Origin of the sequence: Pseudomonas sp. CYM-20-01, from assembly GCF_023169845.1 — a bacterium.
Taxonomy (GTDB): Bacteria; Pseudomonadota; Gammaproteobacteria; order Pseudomonadales; family Pseudomonadaceae; genus Aquipseudomonas; species Aquipseudomonas azotoformans.
In genome coordinates this window covers 4,238,430-4,260,455 of sequence record NZ_AP025169.1, presented here as the reverse complement: position 1 = coordinate 4,260,455, position 22,026 = coordinate 4,238,430, and the positions used below count along the sequence as shown (strand labels likewise).

The 22,026-nt window shown below is 60.9% G+C and carries 24 protein-coding genes; 7 read left to right on the top strand and 17 right to left on the bottom strand.

The genetic code is table 11. From position 1 onward, the window contains the following. Positions 1–109 precede the first annotated feature (109 nt). From M2497_RS19090 to M2497_RS19080, 3 genes are read left to right on the top strand one after another with little or no spacing between them, the layout of a single operon-like run. Complete coding sequence (locus M2497_RS19090) at positions 110–1,474, top strand: MFS transporter (RefSeq protein WP_248482331.1); 1,365 nt, start codon at positions 110–112, stop codon at positions 1,472–1,474. A gap of 46 nt (positions 1,475–1,520) precedes the next feature. Further along, positions 1,521–2,651 (top strand): MFS transporter, encoded by a 1,131-nt coding sequence (locus M2497_RS19085; protein WP_248482330.1) that lies wholly within the window; start codon positions 1,521–1,523, stop codon positions 2,649–2,651. A 16-nt stretch (positions 2,652–2,667) separates the two neighbouring features. Then, positions 2,668–3,135 (top strand): MEKHLA domain-containing protein, encoded by a 468-nt coding sequence (locus M2497_RS19080; protein ID WP_248482329.1) that lies wholly within the window; start codon positions 2,668–2,670, stop codon positions 3,133–3,135. On the opposite strand, the gene M2497_RS19075 is transcribed toward M2497_RS19080, so the two are convergent. Continuing rightward, a complete protein-coding gene (locus M2497_RS19075; RefSeq protein WP_248482328.1) occupies positions 3,132–3,653 on the bottom strand; it encodes a DUF3087 family protein in 522 nt (173 codons plus the stop codon). The genes M2497_RS19080 and M2497_RS19075 overlap by 4 nt on opposite strands. Positions 3,654–3,766: 113 nt before the next feature. Here M2497_RS19075 and M2497_RS19070 point away from each other — a divergent pair, with 113 nt between their 5' ends. Further along, complete coding sequence (locus M2497_RS19070; protein WP_165447912.1) at positions 3,767–3,943, top strand: hypothetical protein; 177 nt, start codon at positions 3,767–3,769, stop codon at positions 3,941–3,943. Positions 3,944–3,957: 14 nt separating this feature from the next. Then, the gene (locus M2497_RS19065; RefSeq protein WP_248482327.1) at positions 3,958–4,158 is read left to right on the top strand and encodes a DUF6021 family protein; all 201 of its coding nucleotides are present in this window, start codon (positions 3,958–3,960) and stop codon (positions 4,156–4,158) included. Between the two features lie 21 nt (positions 4,159–4,179). Here the strand turns inward: M2497_RS19065 and M2497_RS19060 are convergent, their stop codons facing one another. The 4 genes from M2497_RS19060 to M2497_RS19045 all read right to left on the bottom strand — a co-directional run bounded on the left by M2497_RS19060 (position 4,180) and on the right by M2497_RS19045 (position 7,258). After that, positions 4,180–4,689 (bottom strand): flavin reductase family protein, encoded by a 510-nt coding sequence (locus tag M2497_RS19060; protein ID WP_248482326.1) that lies wholly within the window; start codon positions 4,687–4,689, stop codon positions 4,180–4,182. Positions 4,690–4,764: 75 nt separating this feature from the next. Next, positions 4,765–5,796: a methionine synthase gene (locus M2497_RS19055; RefSeq protein ID WP_248482325.1), complete on the bottom strand. Its 1,032-nt coding sequence runs from the start codon at positions 5,794–5,796 to the stop codon at positions 4,765–4,767. A 27-nt stretch (positions 5,797–5,823) separates the two neighbouring features. Further along, the gene (locus M2497_RS19050; protein WP_248482323.1) at positions 5,824–6,807 is read right to left on the bottom strand and encodes a DUF1852 domain-containing protein; all 984 of its coding nucleotides are present in this window, start codon (positions 6,805–6,807) and stop codon (positions 5,824–5,826) included. 214 nt (positions 6,808–7,021) lie between these two features. Continuing rightward, positions 7,022–7,258, bottom strand: a complete 237-nt coding sequence (locus M2497_RS19045; RefSeq protein ID WP_058425027.1) for a DUF6555 family protein — start codon at positions 7,256–7,258, stop codon at positions 7,022–7,024. A 120-nt stretch (positions 7,259–7,378) separates the two neighbouring features. Here M2497_RS19045 and M2497_RS19040 point away from each other — a divergent pair, with 120 nt between their 5' ends. Further along, the gene (locus M2497_RS19040) at positions 7,379–8,212 is read left to right on the top strand and encodes an arylamine N-acetyltransferase (RefSeq protein WP_248482321.1); all 834 of its coding nucleotides are present in this window, start codon (positions 7,379–7,381) and stop codon (positions 8,210–8,212) included. A gap of 127 nt (positions 8,213–8,339) precedes the next feature. Beyond that, on the top strand, positions 8,340–9,092 hold the full coding sequence (locus M2497_RS19035) for an outer membrane beta-barrel protein (RefSeq protein WP_058425025.1): 753 nt from the start codon (positions 8,340–8,342) through the stop codon (positions 9,090–9,092). Positions 9,093–9,151: 59 nt separating this feature from the next. Here the strand turns inward: M2497_RS19035 and M2497_RS19030 are convergent, their stop codons facing one another. The 12 genes from M2497_RS19030 to nuoE all read right to left on the bottom strand — a co-directional run bounded on the left by M2497_RS19030 (position 9,152) and on the right by nuoE (position 22,026). Further along, the gene (locus M2497_RS19030; RefSeq protein WP_248482319.1) at positions 9,152–9,466 is read right to left on the bottom strand and encodes a transcriptional regulator; all 315 of its coding nucleotides are present in this window, start codon (positions 9,464–9,466) and stop codon (positions 9,152–9,154) included. Beyond that, on the bottom strand, positions 9,456–9,806 hold the full coding sequence (locus tag M2497_RS19025) for a toxin (RefSeq protein WP_071493394.1): 351 nt from the start codon (positions 9,804–9,806) through the stop codon (positions 9,456–9,458). Before M2497_RS19025 ends, M2497_RS19030 begins: the two co-directional genes overlap by 11 nt. A 238-nt stretch (positions 9,807–10,044) precedes the next feature. After that, positions 10,045–11,508, bottom strand: coding sequence for an NADH-quinone oxidoreductase subunit NuoN (gene nuoN / locus M2497_RS19020; protein ID WP_058425023.1), 1,464 nt, complete (start codon positions 11,506–11,508; stop codon positions 10,045–10,047). A 7-nt stretch (positions 11,509–11,515) separates the two neighbouring features. Beyond that, positions 11,516–13,048, bottom strand: coding sequence for an NADH-quinone oxidoreductase subunit M (gene nuoM / locus M2497_RS19015; protein WP_010209575.1), 1,533 nt, complete (start codon positions 13,046–13,048; stop codon positions 11,516–11,518). Positions 13,049–13,088: 40 nt separating this feature from the next. After that, complete coding sequence (gene nuoL / locus M2497_RS19010) at positions 13,089–14,942, bottom strand: NADH-quinone oxidoreductase subunit L (RefSeq protein WP_248482317.1); 1,854 nt, start codon at positions 14,940–14,942, stop codon at positions 13,089–13,091. After that, a complete protein-coding gene (nuoK, locus tag M2497_RS19005) occupies positions 14,939–15,247 on the bottom strand; it encodes an NADH-quinone oxidoreductase subunit NuoK (RefSeq protein ID WP_003174727.1) in 309 nt (102 codons plus the stop codon). Before nuoK ends, nuoL begins: the two co-directional genes overlap by 4 nt. 2 nt (positions 15,248–15,249) lie before the next feature. Continuing rightward, entirely contained in the window at positions 15,250–15,753 is a 504-nt protein-coding gene (gene nuoJ / locus M2497_RS19000; RefSeq protein WP_016974048.1) for an NADH-quinone oxidoreductase subunit J, read from the bottom strand. A gap of 9 nt (positions 15,754–15,762) precedes the next feature. Then, a complete protein-coding gene (nuoI, locus tag M2497_RS18995) occupies positions 15,763–16,311 on the bottom strand; it encodes an NADH-quinone oxidoreductase subunit NuoI (protein WP_003174725.1) in 549 nt (182 codons plus the stop codon). An 11-nt stretch (positions 16,312–16,322) separates the two neighbouring features. After that, on the bottom strand, positions 16,323–17,330 hold the full coding sequence (gene nuoH / locus M2497_RS18990; RefSeq protein WP_058425021.1) for an NADH-quinone oxidoreductase subunit NuoH: 1,008 nt from the start codon (positions 17,328–17,330) through the stop codon (positions 16,323–16,325). Then, positions 17,327–20,041, bottom strand: coding sequence for an NADH-quinone oxidoreductase subunit NuoG (gene nuoG / locus M2497_RS18985; protein WP_248482315.1), 2,715 nt, complete (start codon positions 20,039–20,041; stop codon positions 17,327–17,329). The genes nuoH and nuoG overlap by 4 nt, the downstream gene beginning before the upstream one ends. A gap of 135 nt (positions 20,042–20,176) precedes the next feature. Then, entirely contained in the window at positions 20,177–21,532 is a 1,356-nt protein-coding gene (gene nuoF, locus M2497_RS18980; RefSeq protein ID WP_003174722.1) for an NADH-quinone oxidoreductase subunit NuoF, read from the bottom strand. Next, positions 21,529–22,026: an NADH-quinone oxidoreductase subunit NuoE gene (nuoE, locus tag M2497_RS18975; protein ID WP_003174721.1), complete on the bottom strand. Its 498-nt coding sequence runs from the start codon at positions 22,024–22,026 to the stop codon at positions 21,529–21,531. The genes nuoF and nuoE overlap by 4 nt, the downstream gene beginning before the upstream one ends.

Here is a 22,026-nt window from a genome sequence, read left to right as displayed (position 1 = left end):
TCTTTCAATGGGCGCGAACATGAAAATACTGACAGGTAGCCTATCCACCACTGAATAAATTCGCCGCTGCCATTAATCTAACCGCCTTAGTCACCTGGGCGGATTGTTCATGTCTTCTGTTGCCGATGGGTTGCCCCTCAATAAACGCCTGCCGGCCGTGATCGCGATCTCCCTGGGAATCGGCATGGCGACCCTGGACACGGCCATCGTCAACACGGCATTGCCGACCCTGGCCGAGGGGATCGGTACCGATTCCGCCTCGGTGATCTGGGTGGTCAATGCCTACCAGTTGGCGATTATCGCCACGGTGCTGCCGTTTGCGTCGCTCAGTGATGTGCTGGGGCATCGCCGGGTGTACCTCGGCGGTTTGCTGCTGTTTATTGTGTCGTCGCTGTTTTGTGGGTTGGCCGGATCGCTGGTCACCCTGACCGCTGCGCGGGTGGCACAGGGGCTGGGTGCGGCGGCGATCATGAGCGTGAACACGGCGTTGCTGCGGCATATCTACCCGTCAAAAATGCTCGGGCGCGGGCTGGGCTATAACTCGTTGGTGGTGGGGTTGGCCTTTACCCTTGGGCCGACGGCTGCGTCGGCGATTCTGTCGGTGGCGACCTGGCATTGGTTGTATCTGATCAACGTGCCGCTGGGGTTATTGGCCTTGGGGCTGGGCTTGCGCTCGTTGCCGACCCTGCCGATGACGGGGCATGCCTTCGATCGGCTTGCCGCCGTGTTGTGCGCCGGGCTGTTCGCCCTGCTGGTGCTGGGCCTGGGCACGGCGGTGCACGGTGCCCAGGGTGCGCTGACGCTGGGCCTGATTGCCGTGGCACTGGTCTGCGGTGTGCTGCTGTTGCGGCGCCAGGCCGGGCACCCGGCACCGATGCTGGCGCTCGACCTGTTCAAGCGCCCGGTGTTTGCCTTGTCTTCCTTGACTGCTGTGTGTGCCTTCAGCGCCCAGGGCCTGGCCTTTGTGTCACTGCCGTTTTTGTTGCAGGCGGTGCTCGGCCACAGCCAGGTGGAAACCGGTTTCCTGATGACGCCATGGCCGGCGGTGGTGGCGGTGATGGCGCTGGTCGCGGGGCGTCTGGCGGACCGTGTGTCCCTGGGTGTGCTGTGCGGCATCGGCTTGTTGATGCTCAGCGTGGGGATGGCTGCGTTGGCCACCCTGGGCAGCGGCGCCTCGGCATTTGATATCGGCTGGCGCATGGCGCTGTGCGGGGCCGGGTTCGGGTTTTTCCAGTCACCCAACCTCAAGGCGTTGATGACCAGCGCGCCCTTGGCCCGCAGCGGTGGGGCGAGCGGCATCGTGGCGATTTCACGCCTGTTGGGCCAGACGCTGGGTGCTTCGCTGGTGGCCCTGTGTTTTCACTTGTCCGTGGGCAGTGGCCCGCACTATGCGCTGTGGCTGGGCTGCGGGTTTGCACTGGTGGGCGCGGTGGCCAGTGGTCTGCGTTTGTTGCCCTATGGGAAAAAGGTCTGATTAACGCTACCGTGGCGACCTGAATATTTCGGGATGTTTCAGATTTATGTCCAGCCTGGCCCTCCGCACCGCTGATACTCATTCCCGCCGCGCCGCTTTGACCCTGGCTTTATGCCTGCCCAGTGACGTGTTGCTCTACCTGCTGCTGCCCATGGAATCCCAGGCGTTCGGTATCACCCTGGCCCAGGCCGGGGTGTTGCTGGCCGCCAACCGCCTGGTGCGGATTTTCGGCTACCGGCATGTGCTCAATTTCTACGCACGCAACGGCGACCGCCTGACCTGCATGATCGCCGCCGGCGCCGCGACCTTGTGTGCGGTGGGCAACTCGATGTTGTCCGGGTTTGCCGCATTGCTCTGCCTGCGCCTGGTGTGGGGCCTGTGTTTTGCCGCATTGAACCTGTCGACCCAAGTGCTGGCCACCTCGGAGCCCGCCGGTGCCGCACGCCGCGCCGGACGCTCGCGGGCGTTGATCGCCCTGGGGCCGATGCTGGCGCTGCCCCTGGGCGGCTGGCTGACGCTGTGGGCCGGGCCGCGTCCGATCTTTCTGATTCTGGCCGGGTGTTGCCTGGTGGGCTTGTGGATGGCGCGCGGCTTACCTACGGTCGGGCATGATTTGCACAGCACCCCGGGCCGACGCTTCAAATGGCCGGACAGTGTGGCGGTGTGGTCGTTTATCGAGGGCGTAGCGCTGGACGGGCTGTTTATCTTCGGCCTGTCGATCCAGGCGCAGAAGCTGCTGGGCGGGGATGCGGTGCTGATTGCCGGCGGCCTGATGGCGCTGCGTTATGTCTCGGAAATGCTCCTGAGCCCGTTGGGCGGTCGCGCGGCCCAGCGTTTTGGCGCCACCTCGATGCTGCTGCTGTTTTCGTTCCTGAGTGCCCTGGCCCTGACGGCGTTCGGTAGTTACTGGGTGATTGTCGGCGCGGCGGCGGTGCTGGTGTTGCGTGCGTTGCAACTGCCGCTGGTGACCACCCTGGTAGCGGAGCGCAACCCCGGGTCGATGCGGGTATCGGCCTTGGCCTCGAATGCCGTGTGGCGCGATATCGGCGCCGGCCTTGGCCCCTTGCTCGCCGGCCTGCTGTTGCCGATCGCTTCGGCGCCGTGGGTGTTTGGCCTGGCCGGTGCAGCCATCGCCGTGAGCGCGGTGTTCTGCTGGCGGACAAAAAATTCCAACTGATGATGTGAGGTTGTACGTGTCCTCTCAAGAAAGCTTCGTAGACGTGCTGGACAAGGCCTATCGACACTGGACCGGCCAGGGACTGCCGGCCCCGGCACACCTGGACGCACAACAGCGCCTGGCCTGGCTGCACAGCGACGCGCCCTACAGCCTGCTGGCCCATGATGGCGGTGCAGACCCGCGTTTTACCTATGTGAATGACTGCGCCTTGCAGTGCTTCAAATACCCGCGCGAGAGCTTTATCGGCATGCCCTCACGCTTCAGCGCTTCGGCCCTCGACCGCGATGCGCGCCAGCTGCTGCTGGAGCAAGTCACCGCCCACGGCATCGCCGAGGGTTACAGCGGTTGGCGGGTGGATGCGCACAACCAGCCGTTCATGATTCATGCTGGGGTGGTGTGGACCTTGCTCGATGACGCCGGCCAGCCGTGCGGCCAGGCGGCGCTGTTCTGGCCCGACGAGCAGCGCATCGGCATGTTGGCTTAAGCGGTTTTAAAGGCTGCCAGCCAGGCGGGGTCGAGACGGGTTTGTTCGGTGTCGATCCCCAGCGCCTGCATCCTGGCCTTGTGCGCCTCCACCTCAGCCAGCAACTGCACCTGGGCGCTGGAGTTGGCATCCAGTTCATGCATCTGCGTCAAGCCCAAGTGGTAGAAGCGCAGCACCTTGATTGCCGTCGGGTCATTGGCCTGCACCCGCTCGGTGACCTTGTGCATCACATTGGTCACGCTCATCAGGCTGCGCTTGAGCTGCCAGCCATACACCGCCGGCGTCAGCCACGCCTGGGTCCAGAACGGGCCACGCACCAGGGCCAGGGTGATCAGCACCCCGGCGAACACCCCGCCGACATTGAAGCGGAAATTGTCACCGCCGGGCGCACCAAACAGCATCACCGCCAGGCTCGACAGCAGCATCGCCAGTGCGACGAACAACACGGCCACGATCAGCGTGCTGCGCCGGGTCTGTTGACGGAAGGTGACAGGGTCGCAGGGTTTGAGCTCGAACATCCGGGTCATCTCTCCAGAAGGGGCCGGCATCATCTCACGCTTGGGCAAACAAGTTGAACGATGCTGCACGGCGGTTTCTCTAAATTGATGTAGACCCTTTGAGGTGAGCCATCATGCCCGAATACAAGCAACCACCGCCTGGCACCCCGAACCCTGACCGCACACCCGGAGAGGAGGAACGCGACAACGATGCGTTACGCCCCAACGACCCGGCGGAGCGTCAGGACGACGACGTTGAACGCGTCGAGGAAGACCTTGAAAGCCTGCATGACAAGGCTCGCCCACTTTAAAGGAGGAGAACGCCGTGAGTGACACAGCGAAAGGCCCGGCTTCGGGTGAGCATTCCAGTGGTCAGGATGAACTGGGGTTTGATCCGGATTCACCGGATGTATCGGATCCGCAGGTTGACCCCATTGGCCCGGCTATCGCGCCATTGGATCAGAAAAACACCGATAAGGACGAGCGCAAACCGCCTTACGATCCGCTGGGAGATTTGAAGACTTGATCCGGCGACGGTCATTGCGGCTCATTCTTGCCGACACGCATCGTGCGTGGCGAGGTCGCGATACTGCCCTTTGAAATACAGTAATGGCTGTGACGCAGTCGCTTCATGCAGGTTCAAGGCTTTCACTTCGCCGATCACGATCAGGTGATCACCCGCGGCGTGTTCGGCGTGAATTTCGCAATCCAGCCAGTGCAGACTGCCGGCAATGAGCGGATTGCCCAGTGGTGATCCCTGCCACTCCACGCCGTGCCACTTGTCTGTGCCTCGCCGAGCGAACTGGTTGGAAATCCTGACTTGATCGCCGGACAGGATATTGACGGCGAACCGGCCGGCCTGGCGAATCCTGGGATAGCTGGCCGAATTGGACATGACGCTGAATGACACCAGCGGCGGGCTCATCGACACGCTGTAGAACGACTGGCAAGTGAAGCCGACCGGTTCGCCATCAACGTGGGAGGTAATCACCGTGATACCGGACGCGTAGTGCCCGAGGGCTTCTCGAAAGCGCAAGGGCTCGATGGGAGGTGACATAGGCGGTCCTGAATTGGGGGGGGCGTGCGAATGCGCCAGGCAAGGCCTGACATCGTCAGGCCTTGCGCATTCTCACTACGGGTTCGAGAGTTCGTTTCGGACAATGGCTGCGCCGGCACTCAACGCATTCAGCTTGCCCCTGGCAATGTGCCGAGGCAGCGGCGCCATGCCACAGTTCGTGCAAGGGTAGAGCTTGTCGGCATCGACAAACTGCAATGCTTTGCGCAGGGTGTTGGCGACTTCTTCCGGCGTTTCAATCGTGTGGCTGGCCACGTCAATGGCCCCAACCATCACTTTTTTGCCGCGGATAAGTTCAATCAGCTCCATGGGCACATGGGAGTTGTGACACTCCAGCGAGACGATATCGATACTGGATTGCTGCAGCTTGGGGAAGGCTTCTTCATATTGACGCCACTCTGATCCCAGCGTCTTTTTCCAGTCGGTATTGGCTTTGATGCCGTAGCCGTAGCAGATATGCACGGCGGTTTCACATTTGAGGCCTTCAATGGCCCTTTCCAGGGTGGCCACGCCCCAGTCGTTCACCTCATCAAAGAACACGTTGAAGGCCGGCTCATCGAATTGGATGATGTCCACCCCGGCGGCTTCTAGTTCAAGGGCTTCCTGATTGAGGATTTTGGCGAATTCCCAGGCGAGCTTTTCACGACTCTTGTAATGGTTGTCGTACAGCGTATCGATCATCGTCATGGGGCCAGGCAGCGCCCACTTGATGGGTTGCTTGGTTTGCTGGCGCAAGAACTTGGCGTCTTCAACAAACACCGGCTTCTGGCGGGAAACAGCCCCTACGACCGTTGGCACGCTCGCGTCATAACGATCACGGATGCGCACGGTCTCGCGTTTCTCGAAATCAACACCGCTGAGGTGCTCAATAAACGTCGTCACAAAGTGTTGGCGCGTCTGTTCGCCGTCGCTGACGATATCAATGCCCGCGTGTTGTTGTTCCTGCAGGGACAAACGCAAGGCGTCGTGTTTGCCCTCGGTCAATGCCTCATCTTGCAGTTTCCATGGCGACCACAGTGTTTCAGGTTGAGCCAGCCAGGAAGGTTTAGGCAAACTGCCGGCGGTCGAAGTAGGTAACAACTTTTTCATCAGGGATGACCTTGTAGTATTAAAGCGTCAAAGCGCGCAGTGGGCGGACCACTGTTGAAGAACAGCCTGGTAGGGTTTGATGAAGTGCTCTTCCACAAACTTTCCCTGTTCAATGGCCAGGCGGCTGCGTTCTTCTCGATCGTAGACAATCAGCGTCAGTGAATAATCCTGGTGCTTCAAGCTGGGTTGGTAGGATTTGCCGGCGGCAGAATTGGCATTGTAAATCTCGGGCCGGTAAATCTTCTGGAAAGTGTCCATGGTGCTGATGGTGCTGATGAGTTCCAGGTTGCTGTAATCCGCCAGCAAATCACCGGAAAAATAAAACGCCAGCGGCGCAACACTGTTTGAAGGCATGAAGTAGCGAACCTTCAATCCCATTTTATTGAAGTAGTCATCCGTCAGGGAGTAGGCGTCCTGTTGGTATTCAAAGCCCAGTACAGGATGCTGGTTTTCGGTGCGATGATAGGTCCTGGTGTTTGAAACGCTCAGGCAGATCACCGGCGGTTTTTTGAAGTTTTCTTTGTAGGTGTTTGAGTTGACGAAGTGCTTGAACAGTTTTCCATGCAAGTCGCCAAAGTTCTCGGGTGTGCTGAACTCGGTCTGATTCTGGTTGTGCGCTGACAAGGCAACGCTGAAGTCGTAGTCGCGCACGTAGGAGGAGAAGTTGTTGCCGACAATACCCTCGATGCGTTCATCGGTGTGTTGATCGACAATCGTTGTTTTCAATATTTCAATCAGCGGGATGGCGTTGCCACGCTGTTCAGAGTCAATGTTCATTTCAACAGAGACGATATCAAGTTCCACTCGGTAGCGATCACCCTTGGGGTTATCCCATTGCGCCAATGTATTGAAACGATTGTTGATCATCCTCAGTGTGTTGCGCAGATTCTCCTGGCGGCTTTTGCCCCTGGCCAAGTTGGCAAAGTTAGTGGTGATGCGCGTGTTTTCCGAGGGGTGATAATGTTCGTCGAAACGCTGGGTTTTAAGAGTGAATTCAAACTCGCTGTTCATGGTGACCTGACATCCTGATTTCTGGGACACACCTGATGGGTTGTTCAGGTGCCAGATTGATTTCGAGTATCAATAATTAGGATGTAGTTTAGGCGGGGCACAGGTCGAGTAAAATTGAATTGATTTCACTGAAGCGTTAGCTCTGCTCATGATGGGCAAACGGTCAACTGCAAAGGGTGTTGGAAGCCCCACCTTGCAAGGTGAGGCTGTTCACTTACTTGGGTGCGATCCACGTGACATCCGTAATCCCAAACTTCTCCGCCCAGGGCCGGGTGGTTTTCTTGACCTGCTCATGCCCCACGCGTCCCACGCGACTCACATGGGCAATATCGGCATCCACCGCCGCCCAGTGCCAGGCCTCGGCGTTGTTCATTACTTCGGCACGCACCACAAAGGTTTTCGGTTGACCGTGCAGCTGATAATTGATCGTGTAGATTTTTGCGGTACTCATGTTGCCTCCCTGTGTTGTTATAGATGGATAGGGCAGCGTTCAAAAAGGTTCATTCAAAATGACAATCTGCATGCGGGCGCGGCATAGTGACGCTTTCTTCCTGCGCCCAAGGATCGTGCCATGCCTCTGCTGACCCATAGCCGCCTCTACCTGCAACGCCTGGGTTATGACACGCCGCCGGCGCCCACCCTGCAAACCTTGCAGGACCTGCAACTGCGCCATGTGTGCAGCTTTGCCTTCGAGAACCTGTCGAGCCTGATACGCCTGCCGGTGCCGATCGACCTGCCCAGTGTTGAACAAAAAGTGCTGGTGGACGGGCGGGGCGGCTATTGCTATGAGCTGAACCAGATGTTCCTGGCGTTGCTGCAGGAACTCGGCTTCGAGGCGCGTGGCATCACCGGCCGGGTGGTGATGGGCGGGCCGCCGGATGCGCGCACGGCGCGTACCCATCGCTTGAGCCTGGTGACTCTGGACGGCGTGCGCTACATCACCGATGTCGGCTTTGGCGGCATGGTGCCCAGCAGCCCGTTGCAACTGGACACCGAAGCGGTGCAGGCCACGGCCCATGAACCGTATCGCCTGACTTTCGACGGGCAGGGAAGTTACACCTTGTGGGCACAAGTGGCCGAGGAGTGGCGCGGCCTGTATGTGTTCGACCTGCAAGTACAGGCGGATATCGATTATGAAATCGGTAACTGGTACGTCTCCACCCACCCGAAATCGGTATTCGTCGGCCAACTGAAAGTCGCGCGCCTGGCGCCGGGCAAGCGCCATACCCTGAACAATGCCCACTATGCGATCCACTCCCTGGACCGGCCGAGCGTAAAACGCTCGCTTGGCAGTGCCGATGAGGTGGTGCAGGTGCTGACTGAAACCTTCGGGATTCGCGTGCCGGATACGGCAACGCTTCGGCAAACCCTTGATGGCTTGGTCCAGGCTGCTGCCCAGGAATAGCGAGAAAGAGCCTTCGCTGAACCGTTTTACCTCCAAATCAACGCAAATTAATTCGAACCTTTGGCACGCGCCGGGGTTCGAAGCGGTTCCTGAATAATTTGCTCACCAGACAAGGAGATGTAAAACGATGTCCAAGCTATTCGGAAAATTCCTCAAGGGTTCCTCACTGCTGGCGCTGGTCGCTGCGCCTGCCGTGGTGTTCGCCGCACCGTCCACCGACCCGATTTCCACCTTCGGGATCCTGGGCAGCTACAACGACTTCAAATTCGAAGGCGGCAGCGAGAGCGACAAGAGCCACATGCCTGAGGCCGGCCTGTTCTACAACTTCGGCAACAAGCTCACCGCCGAATCCGGCTTTATCTACCAGGCCGGTATCGAAGCCAAGTACGGTGAAAAGAGCGACAACAAACTCAAGGAAGGCCAGGCTGACCTGGATCTCGGCTGGCGTGCCGCGCTGGATGCGCGCAATTTTGTCGACGTGATCGTCGGTGGCGGCTACAGCTGGACCCGCTACGAGCCAGAGATCAACGACCTCGATGTGAAGCTCACCAACAAATCGCCGTTCGCCAAGGCGGCTCTGGGCTACAACCACCAGTTCGATGACATGACCCTGCGTGTCGAAGCCGGTGCCCGTCGTACCATTGATGGCCGCACCAAGCTCAAGGTGGATGATTTCGGCAGCGACACCGTCGACCTCAAGGACCGCACCAACCCCTACGCCGAAGTCAGCTTGCTGATGAATCAGAAGGGTGACCTGCCGGTAGTCGCGGGCCTGTACTACACCCGCACCGAGTACAAGCTCGACGGTGACTCCGAAGTGGCTGACAACACCAAGCTCAAGCGTAACGAGTACGGCTTCAAGGTCGGTATCGCTTTCTGACGCGATGCACCGAAAAACGCCCCCAATGTCCGGGGCGTTTTTTTTGAGGTAATTGCAGATCAACCCAAAGCGGCAAGTTGCGCCACGGTCTCAGGAAAACGTGCCACCAGGCGAATCAGCGTGGCAGCCTGGGCATTTGGCTTGGCCCGACCTTGTTCCCAGTTTTCCAGGGTACGGGTGTTGGTGCGCAGGTACATGGCGAACACCGACCGGGAGAGGTTGAGTTGCTGGCGCACGGCCACCACCTCCTCGGCGGTAAGCGGCTCCAGTTGATTGAGATGAACCTTATGGGTTCGCAGGGTGACTTTGCCTTGGCGTTCGTCTGCCAGGGCGTCGAAGCCTTCGACCAGTTCGGAAAAGATTTCACGTTTCATGATGTGTTCTCGCTTTGATTTCCCTGTCCAGCATGTGTTTTAGGGCTTTTTTGTGCTGTGGTGTCAGGTCATCCTGTTCGTGCTTGCCGTACAGGGTGAACAGCCAGAATTGCGTGCCGCCCGACCACCAGTAGTAAATGACCCGCAGGCCACCGCGCTTGCCTTTGTTGCGTCGCTCATCGATGAAGCGAACTTTGCGCAGTCCGCCTGTTCCCTCGATCACATCTCCTGCTTCCGGGTTCTTCATCAACTCTTGTTGAAAACCCTGGAAAAGCTCGTCACTCAGATAGTCCTTGCGATGCCGCTCGAAGGCCGGCAGTTCGATAAATAGAGCATCCATGTTCTGTACGTAGCCTACGTAGAGTTTGGTGGCCCACTCGCAAAGGGTCAAGTGACCCTAATGTGGGAACTTTCCTAAAACGCAGACACCATACGGCGGCCTTCATCGGGTAGATGCCGGAAGGGGAGGCAGGCGGGTGAGGAAATTTCCGTGAATAGGGGAGGGTAAAAACCCCTGCCCCTGAAACGCAAAACGGCGCCCGAAGGCGCCGTTCTGTTGACTGCATCTCGCTAAGCGATCAAACGCCCAATACCGCGTGCTGCACCAGGGTCAGCAACGGTTGTGGGTACACGCCCAGGAAGAACGCGAGCAGGGCGATGGCCAGCAGCATCACGCCGCCTGCCTTCTGTTCCCAATGCAGCTCGGCATCCACACGGCGCAGGTTCGGCTCGATCAGGTACAGGGTGACCATCACGCGCAGGTAGTAGAACACGCCGATGGCGCTGCCCAGTACCAGGGAGGCAACCAACCACCACTCGTGTGCTTCAACACCGGTCGCGACGATGTAGAACTTGCCGATGAAGCCGGCAGTCAGCGGGATACCGGCCAGGGACAGCATCATCACGGTGAGTACGGCGGTCAGGTACGGACGGCGCCAGAACAGGCCGCGGTACTCGTACAGGGCGTCGGCGTCACGGCCTTTGAACGGCGAGGACATCAGCGTGATCACGCCGAACGCGCCGAGGCTGGTGATCACGTAGGTGACCAGGTACACGCCCATGGCTTCCACGGCCAGGCCTTTGCTCGCCACCAGGGCGATCAGCAGGTAGCCGAAGTGGGCGATGGAGGAGTAACCCAGCAGACGCTTGAGGTTGTTCTGGGTCAGCGCCAGCAGGTTACCGAACAGGATCGACGCGATGGCGATCACGGTCAGCACGTTGCTCAGCACGCCAGTGTTGGCAGCAGGCGAGATCTGGAACAGACGCACCATCACCGCAAACACCGCAACCTTCGACGCGGTCGCCAGGAACGCAGCCACCGGCGCCGGGGCGCCTTCGTACACGTCCGGGGTCCACAGGTGGAACGGCACCAGCGACAGCTTGAACGCCAGGCCGATCAGCATCATGGCCAGGCCCAGTTGGGCGATTGGCGCAGGCAGGCTGGTGGTGGCCAGGGCGTGGCCGATACCGGTGAAGCTCAGGCTGCCGGCTTCGGCGTAGAGCAGGGCCATACCGAACAACAGGAACGCGGAACCGGCGGCCGACAACACCATGTACTTGATGCCGGCTTCCAGGGAGCGCTTGTTGAAGAAGGCATAGGCCACCAGGCCATAGGTCGGGATCGACAGCAGTTCCAGGCCGATGAACAAGCCGGCCAGGTGCTGTGCGCTGACCAGCACGATGCCACCGGCCGCAGCCAGCAGGATCAGCAGGTACAGCTCTTCCTTGTTGCCTGGGTAACCGGTGCCGCCTTCGCCCATGTAGGCGTGGGCGAGGGTGACGCAGGCCAGGGTCGCGACCAGGATCAGCGCGATGTACAGCAGCGCGAAGTCATCGACCATCATCAATGGCGTGACCGCCAGTGGCGCGACCTTGAGGGCCGGGATGATCGACAGCAGGGCCAGGTTCAGGCCGGCACAGGACAGCAGGAACGTTTGCGAGTGATTGCGGCGCCAGGCGATCGCCAGCATCACCACCACGATGGTGAGGCTGGTGATCAGCAGCGGCGCAAGCGCGATAAAGTGTTGGATCGTGAATTCCATAGCGCTCTTACCGGGCCGAAGCGAGTTGAGAGAAGGCGGTGCCGAACCACTGCTGCACGCCATGCATCGTTGCGGCAGAAGTGTCCAGGAACGGTTGCGGGTACACGCCGATGTAGATCAGCAGTACCGCCAGGCCGAGCACCATGATCAGTTCGCGAGCGTCCATCCCTTGCAGGACGGTGTCGGACTTGGCCGGGCCGAAGTAGGCGCGGTGGATCATGATCAGCGAGTAGACCGAACCGAACACCAGGCCGGAGGTAGCAATCGCACTGATCCACGGCGTTTGCACGAAGGCACCCATCAGGATCAGGAACTCGCCGATGAAGTTGCCGGTGCCCGGCAAGCCCAGGGACGCGGCGGCGAAGAACAGGCTGATCGCCGGCAGGTAGGCGATGCGCGACCATACGCCACCCATTTCACGCATGTCACGGGTGTGCAGGCGCTCGTACAGCTGGCCACTCAGGATAAACAGTGCCGCGGCTGAGACACCGTGGGCCAACATCTGGATCACCGCGCCTTGCAGCGCCAGTTGGCTGCCGGAGTAGATGCCGATCAGTACGAAGCCCATGTGGGAAACGGACGAGAAGGCAATCAGACGCTTGATGTCGGTTTGGGCGAAGGCCAGGAACGCACCGTAGAAGATCCCGATCAGACCCAGGGTCATGGCGATCGGCGCGAACTCGGCCGAGGCATTCGGGAACAGCGGCAGGGCGAAACGCAGCAGGCCGTAGGCCGCCGTCTTCAGCAGGATACCGGCCAGGTCCACGGAGCCGGCGGTCGGCGCCTGGGCGTGAGCGTCGGGCAGCCAGGAGTGGAACGGCACCACCGGCAGCTTCACCGCGAAGGCGATGAAGAAGCCCAGCATCAGGATGTACTCGGTGGTCAGGGACATCTTGGTCTTCAACAGGTCGGCGTAGTTGAAGGTAATCACGCCGGTGTTGTTGAAGTTGACCAGCACCAGCCCCAGGATCGCCACCAACATGATCAGGCCGGAAGCCTGGGTGAAGATGAAGAACTTGGTCGCCGCGTAGATCCGGGTTTTCTTGCCGTCCGAAGAACTGTGACCCCAGAGCGCGATGAGGAAGTACATCGGCACCAGCATCATTTCCCAGAAGAAGAAGAACATGAACAGGTCGAGGGCGAGGAACACGCCGACGACACCGCCCAGGATCCACATCAGGTTCAGGTGGAAGAAGCCCACGTGACGCTGGATCTCTTTCCAGGAGCAGAGTACCGAGAGGATACCCAGCAGGCCGGTCAGCAGGATCATCAACAGCGACAGGCCGTCGAGGGCCAGGTGCACGTTGATGCCGAAGCGCTGGATCCACACGTGCTTGAATTCAAGCGCGAAGGTGGGATCGACACCCGGTGCCGGAGCAAATGAATAGTCGCCATGGGCCCACAGCCAGAGGCCGAGCGCGAGTTCCAGGGACATGGTCAGCAACGCAATCCAGCGGGGGAGGGTGGCGCCGAAGCGTTCACCCATCCAGCAGAGCAGGCCGCCGATAAAGGGGATCAGGATTAGCCAGGGCAGAATCATGACAGGCTCGTTTCCTTTCGCAGGTTCGCAATATTCATAGTCAGACCGCTACCACAACGATGGCGCCGATCACCAGCACAGCACCGGCAGCCATGGAGGCTGCATACCAACGCAGTTGCCCGGTCTCGCTGCGGCTCAGGGCGGTGTGACCGGCCTTGGCGGCACGCGGGATCAGACCGATGGTCTGGTCGAGCGGGTCCTTGCGCAGCATGTGGCTGATGGCGAGGTAAGGCTTGACGAACAGTTTGTCGTAGATCCAGTCGAAGCCCCAGGCAGCGAACCACCAGGCCGACAGGAAGCGGCCAATGCCACTGTTGGCGACGGCTGTCACGAAGCGACGCTTGCCGAGGAACAGCAGGGCCGCCAGCAGGATACCGGCGATGGCGATGGCACCCGAGGCGATTTCCAGGCTGTGCTGGGCTGCGCCGCCGGCATGCCCGACGCTTTGCGGCAGAACACCGTGCAGCGGCGGAGTGATCATGGCGCCGACGAAGGTCGACAGGATGATCAGTACCGACAATGGCAACCAGTGCGAGATGCCGTGACCTGCGTGAGCTTCAGTCTTGGCTTCACCGTGGAAGGTGATGAAGATCAGGCGGAAGGTGTACAGCGAGGTCATGAACGCACCCACCAGGCCTGCGTACAGCAGGTTCTGGTTACCGCTGGCGAAGGCTTCCCAGAGGATTTCGTCCTTCGAGTAGAAACCGGCGGTCACCAGCGGCAGGGCGGCCAGGGCGGCACCACCGACGATGAAGCTGGCGTAGGCCAGTGGCAGTTTCTTCCACAGGCCGCCCATCTTGAAGATGTTCTGCTCGTGGTGGCAGGCAACGATCACCGCACCGGACGCGAGGAACAGCAGGGCCTTGAAGAAGGCGTGGGTCATCAGGTGGAAGATCGCCGCGTCCCAGGCGCCAACGCCCAGGGCCAGGAACATGTAGCCGATCTGGCTCATGGTCGAGTAGGCGAGGATGCGCTTGATGTCGGTCTGCACCAGGGCAGCGAAGCCGGCCAGGACCAGGGTCACGCCACCCACGATGCCGACCAGATGCAGGATGTCCGGCGCCAGGGTGAACAGGCCGTGGGTACGGGCGATCAGGTAGACACCGGCGGTGACCATGGTGGCCGCGTGGATCAGTGCGGAAACCGGGGTAGGGCCAGCCATCGCGTCTGCCAGCCAGGTTTGCAGTGGCAGTTGCGCGGATTTACCCACGGCGCCGCCCAGCAGCATCAGGGTAGCCAGGGTGATCCAGAAGTCACCGACCTGGAATTTCTGCGGTGCCAGCACCAGCAGTTCCTGGATGTTCAGCGTGCCCACTTGCTGGAACAGGATGAACAGGCCGATGGCCATGAACACGTCGCCGATGCGGGTGACGATAAACGCCTTGAGGGCTGCGTTACCGTTGTTGCGGTTGCTGTAGTAGAAACCGATCAACAGGTACGAGCACAGGCCCACGCCTTCCCAGCCGAAGTACAGGAACAACAGGTTATCGCCGAGCACCAGGAACAGCATGCTGGCGATAAACAGGTTGGTGTACGAGAAGAAGCGCGAGTAGCCGGCTTCACCGCGCATGTACCAGGACGCGAACAGGTGGATCAGGAAGCCCACGCCGACGACCACGCCGAGCATGGTGATCGACAGGCCGTCGACGTAGAGGGCGAAGTTGGGCTTGAAGCCCTCCACCGACATCCACTGCCACAGCACCAGGGTGTAGTGACCGCCTTCCGGCGGCGCCACGTTGAATTGCCAGATGACGTAGGCGGCGACGATCGCCGACAGGCCAATGGAACCCACGCCCACCAGGGCCGAGAGGTTTTCCGACCAGCGTCCACGGGAGAACGACAGCAGCAGGAAACCGATCAGGGGGAATACGAAAGTCAGAAAGATCATGTTCATCCGCGCATCTCACTGGCAGCGTCGATATCAAGCGTGTGGAAGCGACGATACAGTTGCAGCAGGATCGCCAGGCCAATACTGGCCTCGGCGGCTGCCAGGCTGATCACCAGGATGAACATCACTTGTCCATCTGGCTGGCCCCAACGTGCACCCGCAACGATGAACGCCAGTGCCGCGGCGTTCATCATGATTTCCAGGCTCATCAACACGAACAGAATGTTACGGCGGACCATCAGGCCGACCAGGCCAAGGCAGAACAGGATGCCGGCGACCGCCAGACCATGCTCCAAAGGGATAGCAGGCATCGTCATTGCTCCTTGGCTTCGTTGCGGCCCAAGTGGAAGGCGGTGACGGCTGCAGCGAGCAGCAGCATCGACGCCAGTTCGACCACCAGCAGGTACGGGCCGAACAGGCTGATGCCCACGGCTTTTGCATCCACGGTGGTGTGGCCGATGGCCTGGCCGCTCTGGTGAGCGAACAGCACATACAGCAGTTCACCCAGCAGCAGCGCTGCCAGGACAACCGGGCCGAGCCAGATGCCGGGCTTGAGCCAGACGCGTTCCTGGGCGACCGAAGCCGGCCCCAGGTTGAGCATCATCACCACAAACACGAACAGCACCATGATGGCGCCGGCGTAGGCGATCACTTCCAGTACACCGGCGAACGGCGCGCCGAGGCTGAAGAAGGTCATGGCCACGGCGATCAGCGAAATGATCAGGTAGAGCAGGGCGTGCACAGGGTTGGTGTTGGTGATCACGCGAAGCGTGGACACAACCGCGATACCCGATGCGAAATAGAAAGCGAATTCCATCTTTCTTCCTTAAGGCAGCAAGCTCTTCACGTTGATCGGCTCGGCTTCGTTTTGTGCGGCGCCTTTCGGCTTACCGGCAACGGCCATACCTGCAACACGATAGAAGTTGTAATCAGGGTTTTTACCGGGACCAGAGATCAGCAGATCTTCTTTCTCGTACACCAGGTCCTGACGTTTGAACTCGGCCATCTCGAAATCCGGCGTGAGCTGGATTGCGGTGGTCGGGCAAGCTTCCTCGCAGAGGCCGCAGAAAATGCAGCGCGAGAAGTTGATGCGGAAGAAGTCCGGGTACCAGCGACCGTCTTCGGTTTCAGCTTTCTGCAGGGAGATGCAACCCACCGGGCACGCCACGGCGCACAGGTTGCAGGCTACGCAACGCTCTTCGCCGTCGGGGTCGCGGGTCAGTACGATGCGGCCGCGATAGCGCGGCGGCAGGTACACCGCTTCTTCCGGGTATTGCAGGGTGTCGCGTTTGCGAAAGCCATGGCCGAAAACCATCACCAGGCTTCGCAACTGGGTACCGGTACCCTTAACGATGTCGCCAATATATTTGAACATGGGTCAAATCCTCACTGAACCGCAGCCGCTGGCGCGTGCATCAGCACCACGGCAGCAGTCACCAGCAAATTGATCAGGGTCAGCGGCAGGCAGAAGCGCCAGCTGAAATCCATCACCTGGTCATATCGTGGACGCGGAATGGAAGCGCGCAGCAGGATAAACAACATGATGAAGAACGCGGTCTTCAGGAAGAACCAGAAGAACGCCAACTGCGGCAGGATGCCGAACGGTCCGTGCCAGCCGCCGAAGAACAGCGTGACCAGCAGGGCCGAGATCAAGATGATGCCGATGTATTCACCGACGAAGAACATGCCCCACTTCATGCCGGCGTATTCGATGTGGTAACCGTCGGCCAGTTCCTGTTCCGCTTCCGGCTGGTCGAACGGGTGACGGTGAGTCACGGCCACGCCAGCGATGAAGAAGGTACAGAAGCCGAAGAACTGCGGAATGATGAACCACAGGTTCTGCGCCTGGTACTCGACGATGTCGCGCATGTTGAACGAGCCGACCTGCACCACGATGCCCATCAGCGCGAGGCCCATGAACACTTCGTAGGACACGGTCTGGGCCGAAGCCCGCAAGCTGCCCAGCAGGGCGAACTTGTTGTTGCTCGACCAGCCGGCGAACAGCACCGCATAGACCGACAGACCGGCCATGGCGAAGAAGAACAGCAAGCCGATGTTCAGGTCCGCCACGCCCCAGGTCGGGGTGATCGGGATGATCGCGAAGGCGATCAGCAAGGCGCTCATGGCCACGACCGGTGCCAGGGTGAAGATCACCTTGTCGGCAAACGGCGGGGTCCAGTCTTCCTTGAAGAACATTTTCAGCATGTCGGCGGCGATCTGGAACATGCCGAACGGGCCAACGCGGTTCGGACCGTAGCGGTCCTGCCACCAGCCCAGCAGGCGACGTTCGACGAAGCTGAGCAGGGCGCCCGCGACGACCACGGCCAACAGGATCACGATGGCCTTGACGACCGAGATGATCACGTCGATCACTTCAGGGGTGAACCAGGTCATTGCGCTGCCTCCTGCAGACCGTCAACGGTTTTGCCAAAGATCGCCGGCGGGATACCGGCGAGGCCTTTAGGCAGTGCAACCAGCCCGGCACCCAACTCGTCGTTGATGCGCAGCGGCAGACGCAGGGTCTGGCCGGCCACGTTCAGGCTGAGCAAGGCACCTTCGTTGACGCCCAGGCGGTCGGCTTCGGACTTGGCCACGGATACGTAGGCCTCAGGAATGCGACTTTGCACCGGCGCGGCCTTGGAGGAGTTCTCTTCACTGCCGAACAAGTGGAAGAACGGCACGACCTGCCAGGTGCCCTGGGCCGGGTTGAACGGACGCGGTACGGCGGCGAACCAGTTCAGCGCATCACCGGTGCTTTCGATCAGGCGGGTGCCCGGGTCGCCAGCGCGGATGTGACCACCGACTTCGTCCTGGAACTTGTTCCAGGCCTGCGGCGAGTTCCAGCCCGGCGACCAGGCGAACGGCACCTGCTGACGCGGTTCGACCGAACCCGAGTAACCTTCCATGGAGAAGGCGAACGCGGTGTCGTTGTCTTGCGGGGTACGCGGTTCATGCACGCTGATGTCGGCGCGCATGGCGGTACGACCGGAGTAACGCAGCGGTTCACGGGCCAGTTTCATGCCCTTGATGCGGAACGAGGCGGACGGTGCAGCGTCGACAATCCGCGCCAGTTGCGGGGCGCTGGCAGCGGTGGCTGCGGTGACGTGGTCGAGTTGGGTCCAGTCGATCGGCTGGTTCAGCAGGGTGGCGCGCAGGGCATGCAGCCAACGCCAGCCTTCGTGAACCAGGATGCTGGCATCCATGTACTTCGGATCGAACACCTGGAAGAAGCGCTGGGCGCGGCCTTCCTGGCTGACCAGGGTGCCGTCGCCTTCGGCGAAGGTGGCGGCCGGCAGTACCAGGTGGGCACGGTCGCTGGTGGCGGTCTTCTGGTGATCGGCGACGATCAGCACTTTGGCCGCGTTCAGTGCAGCGTCAACCTTGGCGGCATCGGTGCGGGTGTACAGGTCGTTTTCCAGCACCACGATGGCGTCGGCTTTGCCGTCGGTCACCGCTTGCAGGGCAGCGTCCAGGGACTCGCCACCGAGCATGGCCAGGCCGAGGCTGTTGGCCTCTGGCACCACCAGGCTGATGGAACCGTTCTTGTCGCGCAGCTTCAAGGCCTTGGCGATGTTGGCGGCGGCTTCGATCAGCGCCTTGGAACCCAGCGAGGTGCCGGCAATGATCAATGGGCGTTTGGCCGCCAGCAGGGCGTCGGCAATGCGCTGGGCCAGTTCGACGGCTTCGGTGTCCAGGCCGTCGACGGCAGGCGCGCTTGCGTCCAGGGCGTGGGCCACGGCGAAACCGAGGCGCGCCAGGTCGTCCGGCGCTGCGTGTACACATTCTTCGGCGATGTCGTCGAGCTTTGTTTCAGCGATGCTCGCGATAAACAACGGGTTCAGCGCGTGCTGGCCGATGTTTTTCACCGCGGCGTCGAGCCAGGGCTGGACGCGCATGGCGTCGGCCATGTCTTCGGCCTTGCCCTTGACCGACTGGCGCAGCGACAGGGCGATGCGGGCGGCGGTCTGGGTCAGGTCTTCACCGAGCACGAAGATCGCGTCGTGGTCTTCAATGTCGCGCATGTTCGGTACGGGCAGCGGGCTGTCGTTCAGCACCTGCAGGACCAGGCGGATGCGCTCCAGCTCAGCGGCTTCGATACCGGAGTAGAAGTGCTCGGCACCGACCAGCTCGCGCAGCGCGAAGTTGCTTTCGAGGCTGGCGCGCGGCGAGCCGATACCGACGATGTTGCGGCCGCGCAGCAGGTCGGCGGCTTTATCCAGCGCGTCGTCCAGGCTCAGCTTGGCGCCGTCGGCCAACAGTGGTTGGCGTGGGCGGTCTTCGCGGTTGACGTAGCCATAGCCGAAACGGCCACGGTCGCACAGGAAGTACTGGTTGACCGAACCGTTGAAGCGGTTTTCGATGCGACGCAGTTCGCCGTAGCGCTCGCCCGGGGAGATGTTGCAACCGCTGGAGCAGCCATGGCAGATGCTCGGGGCGAACTGCATGTCCCATTTGCGGTTGTAGCGCTCGGAGTGGGTCTTGTCGGTGAATACACCGGTCGGGCAGACCTCGGTGAGGTTGCCGGAGAACTCGCTTTCGAGCACGCCGTCTTCAACGCGACCGAAGTACACGTTGTCGTGGGCGCCGAATACGCCCAGGTCGGTGCCGCCGGCGTAGTCCTTGTAGAAGCGTACGCAGCGATAGCAGGCGATGCAGCGGTTCATTTCGTGGGAAATGAACGGGCCGAGGTCCTGGTTCTGGTGGGTACGCTTGGTGAAGCGATAACGGCGCTCGTTGTGGCCGGTCATCACCGTCATGTCTTGCAGGTGGCAGTGACCGCCTTCCTCACAGACCGGGCAGTCGTGGGGGTGGTTGGTCATCAGCCATTCGACAACGCTGGCGCGGAACGCCTTGGATTCTTCATCGTCGATGGAGATCCAGGTGTTGTCGGTGGCTGGGGTCATGCAGGACATGACGATACGACCACGGGTGTCGTTCTCGTCGGTGTATTGCTTGACCGCACACTGGCGACAGGCCCCGACGCTACCAAGCGCGGGATGCCAGCAGAAATATGGGATGTCGAGGCCTAGTGAGAGACATGCCTGTAACAGGTTGTCTGCCCCATCGACTTCGAGCGCTTTGCCGTCTACGTGGATAGTGGCCATGGTTCAAAGTTCTTCGTTGGCCCGTTGTCAGCGGGCGTGGCTAATGGAATCTTGTTATTCATGGGCGTCAACACAGCCTTTACGGCGTCAGCCCATGAGCAGGTGAAGGGCACGGACCCTTCACCTGTTAAAGCGTTACGCGCCGACTACGATCGGCCTCGCCAGAGGCGGGACGGCGGCACTGGTAGGCGCGATGCCGGCTTCGAACTCCGAGCGGAAGTATTTGATTGCGCTGCCCAATGGTTCCACGGCGCCCGGTGCGTGAGCACAGAAGGTCTTGCCTGGGCCGAGGAAACCGACCAGACCCAGCAGGGTCTCGATGTCACCCTCGCGGCCTTCGCCGTTTTCCAGGGCCATCAGCAGCTTCACGCTCCATGGCAGACCGTCGCGGCATGGGGTGCAGAAGCCGCAGGACTCGCGGGCAAAGAACTGCTCCATGTTGCGCAGCAAGGACACCATGTTCACGGTGTTGTCGACCGCCATCGCCAGGCCGGTACCCATCCGGGTGCCCACCTTGCCGATGCCGCCGGCATACATTTGTGCGTCGAGGTGCTCGGGCAACAGGAAACCGGTACCGGCGCCGCCTGGCTGCCAGGCTTTCAAGGTGTAGCCGTCGCGCATGCCGCCGGCGTAGTCCTCGAACAGCTCGCGTGCGGTCACGCCGAACGGCAGCTCCCACAGGCCCGGGTTCTTGACCTTGCCGGAGAAGCCCATGAGCTTGGTGCCCATGTCTTCGCTGCCTTCGCGGGCCAACGATTTGTACCAGTCCACGCCGTCGGCGATGATCGCCGGCACGTTGCACAGGGTCTCGACGTTGTTCACGCAGGTCGGCTTGCCCCACACGCCTACGGCGGCAGGGAAGGGCGGCTTGGAGCGCGGGTTGGCGCGGCGGCCTTCGAGGGAGTTGATCAGTGCGGTTTCTTCACCGCAGATGTAGCGCCCGGCGCCGGTGTGCACGAACAGTTCGAAGTCAAAACCCGAACCGAGGATGTTCTTGCCCAACAGGCCGGCGGCCTTGGCTTCTTCCACGGCACGGTTGAGGTGCTTGGCGGCGGTGGTGTATTCGCCACGCAGGAAGATGTAGCCCCGGTAGGTTTTCAGCGCGCGGGCGCTGATCAGCATGCCTTCGATCAGCAGATGGGGCAGTTGCTCCATCAGCATGCGGTCTTTCCAGGTGTTCGGCTCCATTTCATCCGCGTTGCACAGCAGGTAGCGGATGTTGATGGATTCGTCCTTGGGCATCAGGCCCCACTTCACGCCCGTGGGGAAGCCTGCACCGCCGCGGCCCTTGAGGCCGGCGTCTTTCACGGTCTGGACGATATCGTCCTGGGCCATGTCGGCGAAGGCTTTGCGCGCAGCGGCGTAACCGTTCTTGGCCTGGTATTCGTCGAGCCATACCGGCTCGGCATCGTCACGCAGGCGCCAGGTCAGCGGGTGGGTCTCGGGCGAACGCTTGATCAGGTTGGCCGGGCCGAAAGAAGTCAGGGTCATGGGTAGCCCTCGAGCAATTGGGTCACGCCAGCAGGCTGCACGTCACCGAATGTGTCGTCGTCGATCATCAACGCCGGCGCCTTGTCGCAGTTGCCCAGGCAGCACACCGGCAGCAGCGTGAAGCGGCCGTCCGGAGTGGTCTGGCCGAGGCCGATGCCCAGCTTGTTCTGGATCTCGCTGACCACGGATTCGTGGCCGCCGATGTAGCAGACCATGCTGTCGCACACGCGAATGATGTGGCGGCCCACCGGCTGACGGAAGATCTGGCTGTAGAACGTGGCCACCCCTTCAACGTCGCTGGCGGGGATGCCGAGGATCTCGCCGATGGCGTAGAGGGCGCCGTCCGGCACCCAGCCACGTTCTTTCTGGACGATCTTCAAGGCTTCGATCGACGCCGCGCGCGGGTCTTCGTAGTGATGCAGCTCGTGCTCGATGGCCGAGCGCTCGGTTTCACTCAAGGTGAAACGGTCTGTCTGGATAAGCGTGCTGTTCAT

What these genes read in the sequence shown, in the direction of transcription:
- nuoH (WP_058425021.1), bottom strand. Translation starts at nt 17,330, where the DNA reads ATGACCTGGTTCACCCCTGAAGTGATCGACGTGATCATCTCGGTCGTC.
- nuoN (WP_058425023.1), bottom strand. Translation starts at nt 11,508, where the DNA reads ATGGAATTCACGATCCAACACTTTATCGCGCTTGCGCCGCTGCTGATC.
- M2497_RS19060 (WP_248482326.1), bottom strand. Translation starts at nt 4,689, where the DNA reads ATGTCACCTCCCATCGAGCCCTTGCGCTTTCGAGAAGCCCTCGGGCAC.
- M2497_RS19045 (WP_058425027.1), bottom strand. Translation starts at nt 7,258, where the DNA reads ATGAGTACCGCAAAAATCTACACGATCAATTATCAGCTGCACGGTCAA.
- M2497_RS19085 (WP_248482330.1), top strand. Translation starts at nt 1,521, where the DNA reads ATGTCCAGCCTGGCCCTCCGCACCGCTGATACTCATTCCCGCCGCGCC.
- nuoI (WP_003174725.1), bottom strand. Translation starts at nt 16,311, where the DNA reads ATGTTCAAATATATTGGCGACATCGTTAAGGGTACCGGTACCCAGTTG.
- M2497_RS19075 (WP_248482328.1), bottom strand. Translation starts at nt 3,653, where the DNA reads ATGTTCGAGCTCAAACCCTGCGACCCTGTCACCTTCCGTCAACAGACC.
- nuoK (WP_003174727.1), bottom strand. Translation starts at nt 15,247, where the DNA reads ATGCCTGCTATCCCTTTGGAGCATGGTCTGGCGGTCGCCGGCATCCTG.
- M2497_RS19070 (WP_165447912.1), top strand. Translation starts at nt 3,767, where the DNA reads ATGCCCGAATACAAGCAACCACCGCCTGGCACCCCGAACCCTGACCGC.
- M2497_RS19055 (WP_248482325.1), bottom strand. Translation starts at nt 5,796, where the DNA reads ATGAAAAAGTTGTTACCTACTTCGACCGCCGGCAGTTTGCCTAAACCT.
- M2497_RS19035 (WP_058425025.1), top strand. Translation starts at nt 8,340, where the DNA reads ATGTCCAAGCTATTCGGAAAATTCCTCAAGGGTTCCTCACTGCTGGCG.
- nuoE (WP_003174721.1), bottom strand. Translation starts at nt 22,026, where the DNA reads ATGAACAGCACGCTTATCCAGACAGACCGTTTCACCTTGAGTGAAACC.
- nuoF (WP_003174722.1), bottom strand. Translation starts at nt 21,532, where the DNA reads ATGACCCTGACTTCTTTCGGCCCGGCCAACCTGATCAAGCGTTCGCCC.
- M2497_RS19040 (WP_248482321.1), top strand. Translation starts at nt 7,379, where the DNA reads ATGCCTCTGCTGACCCATAGCCGCCTCTACCTGCAACGCCTGGGTTAT.
- M2497_RS19050 (WP_248482323.1), bottom strand. Translation starts at nt 6,807, where the DNA reads ATGAACAGCGAGTTTGAATTCACTCTTAAAACCCAGCGTTTCGACGAA.
- nuoG (WP_248482315.1), bottom strand. Translation starts at nt 20,041, where the DNA reads ATGGCCACTATCCACGTAGACGGCAAAGCGCTCGAAGTCGATGGGGCA.
- M2497_RS19090 (WP_248482331.1), top strand. Translation starts at nt 110, where the DNA reads ATGTCTTCTGTTGCCGATGGGTTGCCCCTCAATAAACGCCTGCCGGCC.
- M2497_RS19030 (WP_248482319.1), bottom strand. Translation starts at nt 9,466, where the DNA reads ATGAAACGTGAAATCTTTTCCGAACTGGTCGAAGGCTTCGACGCCCTG.
- nuoL (WP_248482317.1), bottom strand. Translation starts at nt 14,942, where the DNA reads ATGAACATGATCTTTCTGACTTTCGTATTCCCCCTGATCGGTTTCCTG.
- M2497_RS19025 (WP_071493394.1), bottom strand. Translation starts at nt 9,806, where the DNA reads ATGGATGCTCTATTTATCGAACTGCCGGCCTTCGAGCGGCATCGCAAG.
- nuoM (WP_010209575.1), bottom strand. Translation starts at nt 13,048, where the DNA reads ATGATTCTGCCCTGGCTAATCCTGATCCCCTTTATCGGCGGCCTGCTC.
- nuoJ (WP_016974048.1), bottom strand. Translation starts at nt 15,753, where the DNA reads ATGGAATTCGCTTTCTATTTCGCATCGGGTATCGCGGTTGTGTCCACG.